This window comes from Enterobacter cloacae complex sp. P38RS, assembly GCF_014930775.1.
GTDB lineage: Bacteria > Pseudomonadota > Gammaproteobacteria > Enterobacterales > Enterobacteriaceae > Enterobacter > Enterobacter bugandensis.
On the sequence record NZ_JADBRS010000010.1, the window covers coordinates 168,997 to 177,756 of the forward strand.

The window sequence follows — 8,760 nt, forward strand, 5'->3', positions numbered from 1 at the left end:
TTGTGCTGCGGGGTTAGCCGCTATCCAAAATGATGCGGAGTACATTCGAGGGGTGCTCCGCGTACTTAAGCATAGTAAGTAAACGGGGGATTCACCAAAGTGAGTGAAAAGATTCGGAATCCAGGAAGTTATCCAAACCGATGCGACGTATCGCGAATCAATGATAACCACGCGGCTGGCGGGTTGTCATCTTCCTGCTGGGCAATGATATAGCCGTGCGGCAGCGTACGGTCAAGAACCGCTTTCGCGGCAGCGCTCTGCGCACGGGAATCAAACTTAATCAGTAAAACATCGTCCTGCGGGGTGATGCTTTTAAAGCGGATGCCGTTTGCATCCAGATGATGCCAGACAGAAAAACCGTCAGGCACACCGCCCCCCTGGTTTACCGGGCGAATGGCCAGCGTAGCGTCCTGATGTGAAAGTGTGTTCCAGGCCAGCAGTACGGCGCTGAGCATCACCAGTGCAATAAAGGCACAGGCAAAGCGGCGCATGGCGAGCGGTGAGATAACCATCGTTAACCTCGCGCTCCGTATTTTTTCTTCCACAGGACAACCAGCGAGCCGATCAGGCCGAAGACCAGCAGAACAACAGGCAGCAGCATCAGGCAGGACATCAGCTGATCTTCATATTTCATGAAGACCGGCGTCTTACCCAGCGCATAGCCCAGCGTCGTCAGGATCAGAACCCATAACAGGCCGCTCATCCAGTTGAAGAACTGGAAGCGTGCGCTGCTCAACCCGGACAGCCCGGCAATGGTGGGCAGCAGGGTGCGCACAAAAGCGATAAAGCGGCCAATCAGCAGCGCGGAAAGCCCATGCTTATGGAACAGGTGGTGTGCCCGCTGGTGATAGTGCGCAGGCAGATGGGAAAGCCAGTTCTGTACTATTCGGGTATTGCCCAGCCATCTTCCCTGGATATAGCTCACCCAGCAGCCAAGGCTGGCCGCGACGGTCAGTAATAAAATGGTTTGCGGGAACGCCATTGCGCCTTTAGCACACAGCACGCCGACAAGCACCAGCAAACTGTCACCCGGCAAGAAGGCTGCAGGCAGCAAACCATTCTCAAGGAACAGAATCATAAACAAGACAAAATAGAGCATGCCAATCATGGAAGGGTTGGCCAGCGTTTCAAAATCCTGCGCCCAAAGGGCATGCAGCAGTTGGGTCAAAAGTTCCATTCAGTGTTCCTGGAAATCGGTTAACGTCTCGCCTGTTATCCGGGACAAACAGCACGGCGACATTGTTGTGATTTCATTATGGTCGCTCGCGGACACATTGCGGTGTGGCCAACACTGTTCCCTGTTAATTGGCTGGTTAGCAAGCACTAACTTCAAAATAACGAAGTGAATCCAATTGTAACAAAGCCCAACGTTCTGCGTCACAGAATTTGCAGGGTGAGGTGATTTTGGCGTAAGCCCTGAAAGTGAGCGAGGGATTTTACAAAGGCTGACACTATATATGTTTTGCTTACCCATTCAGGCGGGGAGGCGCAGCGAAGCGCCTGCCGGTAGAAAGGTCGCCTATTTTGCGCCGCTCGGGGCCGTATCGAGATGAACGACAGGATTATCGGCAAAAAGATAACGGTCAGCGTTAAATTCGAAGTCGTCGCTGGTTTCATTGAAGAGCATCTGCTTGGTGTTTTCCAGGTGCTGCCACATGGCGAGCTTCGCGGCGTGGGGGTCTTTACGAATCAGCGCCTTAAGAATTTGATCGTGGTCGTCACACCAGTTGTCCACGGTACGGGAATCAATATGATCGTGAAGTTTTTTCCAGTACGGGTTGTGAACGCGCTGAGTCCACATTTTCTCAACGATTGCCGCCAGCGCTGTATTCTGGGTTGCCAGGGCGACCTGAACGTGAAACTGCAGGTCCCACTCGGAATCACGGAAACATTTTTCCTTGCGAGCGTTCTCCTGGATCTCCATCAGCTTCATGATGTCCTGCTTGGTCACCTGCGTGGCGGCAAATTCGGCAATATTGCTTTCGATCAGCTGGCGAGCCTGGAGCAGCTCAAACGGACCGTAGCTGGCGAATTCTAGACTTTCATCCGCCACCGGAGAGTGTTTAGGCTGATTAGAAATAACGTGAATGCCGGAACCTTTGCGTACCTCAACGTAGCCTTCCACTTCCAGCATGATAATCGCTTCGCGCACCACGGTTCGGCTTACGCTTTTTTCATCCGCGATAAAGCGCTCGGCGGGAAGTTTATCACCGACAAGATAGACCCCTTGCTCGATGCGATCTTTCAGCTCGGCAGCAAGTTGTTGATATAAACGACGTGGTTCGGTGATTTCCATATGCGCTCCAGGCAGGGTACGGCAGATGATTTGTTATACCACTTTCACGGGATACTCTCCAGATTTTGCCATTAAAAAAGCCGCCCGGGGGCGGCTTCGGTAAAACGCATTTTCGCTAACTCTGCGTAGCCGGTCGCCCGAGAGACTCTTTCGCCAGCTCCTCTGCGGATTTGCTTTTCAGCACCGTCCAGATAACCACCGCGCCCATCAGGTCGAAGATAGCCAGTACCGCGAACAGCGGGCTGAAGCCGATGGTATCCGCCAGTGCGCCGACGACCAGCGCAAACATCGTACTTGCGGTCCAGGCGGCCATCCCGGTCAGGCCGTTGGCGGTGGCCACTTCGTTGCGACCGAAGACGTCAGAGGAGAGCGTAATCAGCGCGCCGGACAGGGACTGGTGCGCAAATCCACCGATGCACAGTAGGGCGATAGCCACATACGGACTGGTGAACAGGCCGATCATGCCCGGGCCAATCATCAGCAGGGCGCCCATGGTCACCACCATCTTACGGGAAACAATCAGGTTCACCCCAAACCAGCGCTGGAACAGCGGTGGCAGGTAGCCGCCTACGATACAGCCCAGGTCAGCGAACAGCATCGGCATCCAGGCGAACATCGCGATCTCTTTCAGGTTAAAGCCGTAGACTTTAAACATAAACAGTGGGATCCACGCGTTGAAGGTACCCCAGGCCGGTTCAGCCAGGAAGCGCGGCAGGGCGATACCCCAGAACTGACGGGTGCCCAGGATCTGCCAGACGGACATCTTCTTGCCATTGTTGGTCTGATGCTGCGCTTCCTGACCACCAATAATGTATTCGCGTTCTTCCTCGGAGAGTGTTTTCTGATCGCGCGGGTGTTTATAGAAAACCAGCCACGCCATTGCCCAGGCAAAGCTCAGCACGCCAGAGATAATGAATGCCATCTGCCAGCTGTGCATCACGATGGCCCACACCACCAGCGGCGGCGCAATCATTGCGCCGATGGACGAGCCCACGTTGAAGTAGCCCACCGCGATGGAACGTTCTTTTGCCGGGAACCACTCAGAGCTGGCTTTCAGCCCCGCCGGGATCATTGCGGCTTCTGCCGCACCGACCGCGCCACGGGCCAGCGCCAGACCGCCCCAGCTGCCTGCCAGTGCGGTTGCACCGCAGAATACCGCCCAGGCGATGGCGAAGAAGGCATAGCCGATTTTGGTACCCAGAATATCGAGAACATACCCAGCAACAGGCTGCATGACGGTGTAAGCGGCAGAATAGGCCGCGATGATGTAAGAGTATTGCTGCGTGGAGATATGCAGCTCTTCCATCAACGTCGGCGCCGCGGCTGCCACGGTGTTACGTGTCAGGTAGCCCAGCACGGTGCCCAGCGTCACCAGCGCGATCATATACCAACGTAACCCTCTAATTTTACGCATCTAAAACCTCATCGTTATGTTATTTCCGCGCCAGAGCACGGCAACCTCTCAACCGTTGCCGGGAGCAGTTGTGTAACGGGAGGGGCGTAGCCGGGAGAATGTCCCGGAACGGCCCGAACCTTGCCATAAGTAAGCGTGCATAAGTCGGTATCCGTACCGTTAAATCCGATGTGTCTCACACCGGTAACGCATTCCGTCGGCTTAGTGTTTGCGACGGCGAAACGATAACTTGTCATACAACTTTAAAAGGTGAGTGACATCACAAATGTATGATTCTTTGTAGGGGCATTAATCGCTGCGCGCAAAGCCAGCAACGGCGCGGCCTGTAGAAGGGTTTACCCCATTGAGGGTAAGTTATTTGTTAGCGTTTATTGATCTCACTCACGAAAAAAGCTTCGGTGGGTGGAAATTGGTGTGATAACTTTGCAGCATATGAACATACGCTTTCTGACGCTCCCGTAATGAGGAAGACGATAATGACGCCGTTTATGACCGACGATTTTCTATTAGATACCGAATTTGCCCGCCGCCTTTACCATGACTACGCTAAAGACCAGCCGATTTTCGACTACCACTGCCACTTACCCCCGCAGCAGGTTGCCGAAAATTACCGTTTCAAAAACCTGTATGATATCTGGCTGAAGGGTGATCACTATAAATGGCGCGCAATGCGCACCAACGGCGTGGCCGAGCGACTGTGTACCGGCGACGCGACCGATCGCGAGAAGTTTGACGCCTGGGCGGCGACCGTTCCGCACACTATCGGCAACCCGCTTTACCACTGGACGCACCTCGAATTGCGTCGTCCGTTTGGCATCACCGGCAAGCTGCTTTCTCCCGCTACGGCGGATGAAATCTGGGACCAGTGCAACGAACTGCTGGCGCAGGATAACTTCTCCGCGCGCGGCATCATGAAGCAGATGAACGTGAAGATGGTGGGCACCACCGACGATCCGATTGACTCCCTGGAGCATCATGCCGTTGTCGCCAAAGACACCTCTTTTGACATTAAAGTGCTGCCAAGCTGGCGCCCGGACAAAGCCTTCAACATCGAACAGGCCACCTTCACCGACTACATGGCGAAGCTGGCGGAAGTGTCCGATACCGACATCCGTCGTTTCGCCGATCTGCAAACCGCGCTGACCAAACGCCTGGACCACTTCGCGGCGCACGGCTGTAAAGTCTCTGACCATGCGCTGGACGTGGTGCTGTTCGCGGAATCCAACGAAGCCGAACTGGACAGCATCCTGGCGCGTCGCCTCTCCGGTGAATCGCTTAGCCAGCATGAAGTAGCGCAGTTCAAAACCGCGGTGCTGGTGTTCCTCGGCGCGGAATACGCCCATCGCGGCTGGGTACAGCAGTACCACATCGGTGCGCTGCGCAATAACAACCAGCGCCAGTTCAAACTGCTGGGCGCGGACGTGGGCTTTGACTCCATCAACGATCGTCCGCTGGCGGAAGAGCTGTCAAAACTGCTGAGCAAACAGAACGAGCAAAACCTGCTGCCGAAAACCATTCTGTACTGCCTGAACCCGCGCGATAACGAAGTGCTGGGCACCATGGTCGGCAACTTCCAGGGCGAGGGGATGCCAGGCAAGATGCAGTTCGGATCCGGCTGGTGGTTCAACGATCAGAAAGACGGCATGGAGCGTCAGATGACGCAGCTGGCGCAGCTCGGTCTGTTAAGCCGCTTCGTAGGTATGCTGACCGACAGCCGCAGCTTCCTGTCCTATACCCGTCATGAATATTTCCGCCGCATTCTGTGCCAGATGATTGGCCGCTGGGTGCATGCGGGCGAAGCGCCAGCGGATCTCCAGCTGCTGGGCGAAATGGTGAAAAACATCTGCTTTAACAATGCGCGTGACTACTTCGCCATTGAACTGAACTAAGGCCGTCTGAGGTTGATATGCAATACATCAAAATCCATTCGCTGGATAACGTGGCCGTCGCGCTGGCAGATTTAACCGAAGGCACGGAAGTAGCCTTCGATAACCAGTCGGTCACGTTGCGCCAGGCCATTGGACGTGGACACAAGTTTGCCCTGATCCCCATTGCAAAAGGGGAGAACGTGGTGAAGTACGGTTTGCCCATCGGCCATGCGCTGGCGGATATTGCGCCGGGTGAATATATTCATTCCCACAATACCCGCACCAATCTCAGCGATCTGGACGAGTACAGCTATCAGCCTGAACTACCGAAGGCAGGCGTGCAGGCGGGGGATCGTGAGGTGCAAATCTACCGTCGCGCAAACGGTGATGTGGGGATCCGCAACGAGCTGTGGATCCTGCCGACCGTCGGCTGCGTGAACGGCATTGCGCGTCAGATCCAGACCCGCTTTCTGAAGGAGACCCACGATGCCGAGGGCATCGACGGGGTACATCTGTTCAGCCACACCTACGGCTGTTCCCAACTGGGTGACGACCACATCAACACCCGCACCATGCTGCAAAACATGGTGCGCCACCCGAATGCGGGCGCGGTGCTGGTGATCGGCCTCGGCTGCGAGAACAACCAGGTCGACGCCTTCCGCGACACGCTGGGAAAATTCGACCCTGCGCGCGTTCACTTCATGGTGTGCCAGCATCAGGACGACGAAGTGGAAGCGGGCGTTGAGCAGCTGCATCAGCTGTATGAGGTGATGCGCCACGACAGGCGCGAGCCGGGCAGGCTGAGCGAGCTGAAGTTTGGCCTGGAGTGCGGCGGGTCTGACGGTCTTTCCGGCATTACCGCTAACCCAATGCTGGGCCGCTTCTCGGATTACGTGATTGCCAACGGCGGCACGACGGTGCTGACCGAAGTGCCGGAGATGTTTGGCGCGGAGCGCATTCTGATGAGCCACTGCCGCGACGAAGAGACGTTTGAGAAGACCGTCACCATGGTGAACGACTTCAAACAGTACTTCATTGCCCACAATCAGCCGATTTACGAGAACCCGTCGCCGGGGAACAAGGCGGGCGGAATCACCACGCTGGAGGAGAAATCCCTCGGCTGCACCCAGAAAGCGGGGGCCAGCCAGGTGGTGGACGTTCTGCGCTACGGTGAACGCCTGAAAACCCACGGCCTGAACCTGCTGAGCGCACCGGGCAACGATGCGGTCGCCACCAGCGCGCTGGCGGGGGCGGGTTGTCACATGGTGTTGTTCAGCACCGGTCGCGGTACGCCGTACGGCGGTTTTGTGCCGACGGTCAAAATCGCCACCAACAGCGAGCTGGCGGCGAAGAAAAAGCACTGGATCGATTTCGACGCAGGCCAGCTGATCCACGGCAAAGCGATGCCGCAGCTGCTGACGGAGTTCGTGGATACTATCGTGGAGTTTGCTAACGGCAGGCAGACCTGTAACGAGAAGAACGACTTCCGCGAGCTGGCGATCTTTAAGAGTGGTGTGACGCTTTAAGTGTTTTGTCGGGTGGCGCTAGCGCTTACCCGACCTACTGAACTTTAATCGGTGCGGCCTGATGCCCTCACCCTGACCCTCTCCCACAGGGAGAGGGTACAAACACTAAAAACGGCAACCTCAGGGTTGCCGTTTTGCTGTTAACCTCGCAGCGCGTTCTTCGCTAAACGCGCGTCTTCCGCCTGACAGGCCGCTGCGGTGAACAGCACGTCGGTAGAGGAGTTCAGCGCGGTTTCGCAGGAGTCCTGCAGCACGCCGATGATGAAGCCGACGGCCACAACCTGCATGGCGATCTCGTTCGGGATGCCGAACATATTGCACGCCAGCGGGATCAGCAGCAGCGAACCGCCCGCCACGCCGGATGCGCCACAGGCACACAGCGACGCCACCACGCTCAGCAGCAGCGCCGTTGGCAGATCCACAGGAATACCCAGCGTTTGCACGGCCGCCAGGGTCAGCACGGTGATGGTGATCGCCGCACCCGCCATGTTCACGGTCGCACCCAGCGGGATCGACACGGAATAGGTATCGCGATCCAGGTTCAGCTTCTCTGCCAGCGCCATGTTGACCGGAATGTTTGCCGCCGAGCTGCGGGTGAAGAAGGCGTATACGCCGCTCTCGCGCAGGCAGGTGAGCACCAGCGGATACGGGTTACGGCGGATCTGCCAGAACACCAGCAGCGGGTTGATCACCAGCGCCACCAGCAGCATACAGCCGACCAGCACTATCAGCAGCTGCGCGTAGCCCCACAGCGCGTCAAAGCCGGTTGTGGCCAGGGTAGACGACACCAGGCCGAAGATACCGATGGGCGCAAAGCGAATCACGACCTTAACGATAAAGGTCACGGCGTTGGACATGTCGTTGACCAGGTTTTTCGTCGTTTCGTTGCCGTGACGCAGGGCGAAGCCCAGGCCGATCGCCCACACCAGGATGCCAATGTAGTTGGCATTCAGCAGGGCATCAATGGGGTTCGTAACCATGCTCATCAGCAGGCCGCGCAGCACTTCCACAATGCCTGAAGGCGGCGTGACGTCGCCCGCCGCAGAGGTCAGATGTAGCGTGGAGGGGAAGAGGAAGCTAAAGACCACTGCGGTCAGCGCAGCAGAAAACGTGCCCAGCAGATATAAAAAGAGAATCGGGCGAATGTTGGTTTTTTGTCCGTGTTGGTGATTGGCGATAGAAGCCATGACCAGCATCAGTACCAGCACCGGCGCAACGGCCTTCAGCGCGCCCACGAAAAGCGTTCCGAGAAGCCCCGTCGCTTCCGCGGCAGGTTTTGACACCAGCGCCAGCAGAATACCCAGAACCAGACCTACCAGGATTTGTTTAACCAAGCTACCCTGCGTCAGACGCGCAAGCAGGCCCTTAGATTGTGTGCTCATACTAAATTCCTAAGTGAAATTGTGTTCCATCCTGGATGTGCTCTAAGTCACATTTATTTCAGGATGTAAATATTTGTTTGCCTGGTTGAGTATCAAGGAAAGCGGGGAAAGGCGGAAGAGTAAAATGCTGGATTTTACGTGTCACATCATATTTTTTAACTATTGAGTCACAAAAGTGTGTTAACCCTCTCCCCTTTGAGTGTACAGTCCGGGGACATGGTAGACAGGTGTTCGGGGACATGGTGAACACTTTTTAACATCCTTTACCCATGGT

Annotated in this window: 7 protein-coding genes; 2 read left to right on the forward strand and 5 right to left on the reverse strand. The window is 56.2% G+C overall.

Annotated elements, in window-relative coordinates:
* Window positions 1-128: 128 nt before the first annotated feature.
* The 4 genes from mzrA to IM303_RS15000 all read right to left on the reverse strand — a co-directional run bounded on the left by mzrA (window position 129) and on the right by IM303_RS15000 (window position 3,710).
* On the reverse strand, window positions 129-512 hold the full coding sequence (mzrA, locus tag IM303_RS14985; RefSeq protein ID WP_028014507.1) for an EnvZ/OmpR regulon moderator MzrA: 384 nt from the start codon (window positions 510-512) through the stop codon (window positions 129-131).
* Between the two features lie 2 nt (window positions 513-514).
* Window positions 515-1,177: a DedA family general envelope maintenance protein YqjA gene (gene yqjA / locus IM303_RS14990; protein WP_008503144.1), complete on the reverse strand. Its 663-nt coding sequence runs from the start codon at window positions 1,175-1,177 to the stop codon at window positions 515-517.
* Window positions 1,178-1,519: 342 nt separating this feature from the next.
* Window positions 1,520-2,296 (reverse strand): transcriptional regulator ExuR, encoded by a 777-nt coding sequence (gene exuR / locus IM303_RS14995; RefSeq protein WP_028014506.1) that lies wholly within the window; start codon window positions 2,294-2,296, stop codon window positions 1,520-1,522.
* Between the two features lie 115 nt (window positions 2,297-2,411).
* The gene (locus IM303_RS15000) at window positions 2,412-3,710 is read right to left on the reverse strand and encodes an MFS transporter (protein ID WP_193360054.1); all 1,299 of its coding nucleotides are present in this window, start codon (window positions 3,708-3,710) and stop codon (window positions 2,412-2,414) included.
* Between the two features lie 476 nt (window positions 3,711-4,186).
* Here IM303_RS15000 and uxaC point away from each other — a divergent pair, with 476 nt between their 5' ends.
* Both uxaC and IM303_RS15010 read left to right on the forward strand, forming a co-directional pair.
* Window positions 4,187-5,599, forward strand: a complete 1,413-nt coding sequence (uxaC, locus tag IM303_RS15005) for a glucuronate isomerase (protein ID WP_193360055.1) — start codon at window positions 4,187-4,189, stop codon at window positions 5,597-5,599.
* A gap of 17 nt (window positions 5,600-5,616) precedes the next feature.
* Window positions 5,617-7,104 (forward strand): UxaA family hydrolase, encoded by a 1,488-nt coding sequence (locus IM303_RS15010; protein ID WP_193360056.1) that lies wholly within the window; start codon window positions 5,617-5,619, stop codon window positions 7,102-7,104.
* 140 nt (window positions 7,105-7,244) lie between these two features.
* On the opposite strand, the gene sstT is transcribed toward IM303_RS15010, so the two are convergent.
* Window positions 7,245-8,486, reverse strand: a complete 1,242-nt coding sequence (gene sstT / locus IM303_RS15015; RefSeq protein WP_048999506.1) for a serine/threonine transporter SstT — start codon at window positions 8,484-8,486, stop codon at window positions 7,245-7,247.
* Between the last annotated feature and the right edge of the window lie 274 nt (window positions 8,487-8,760).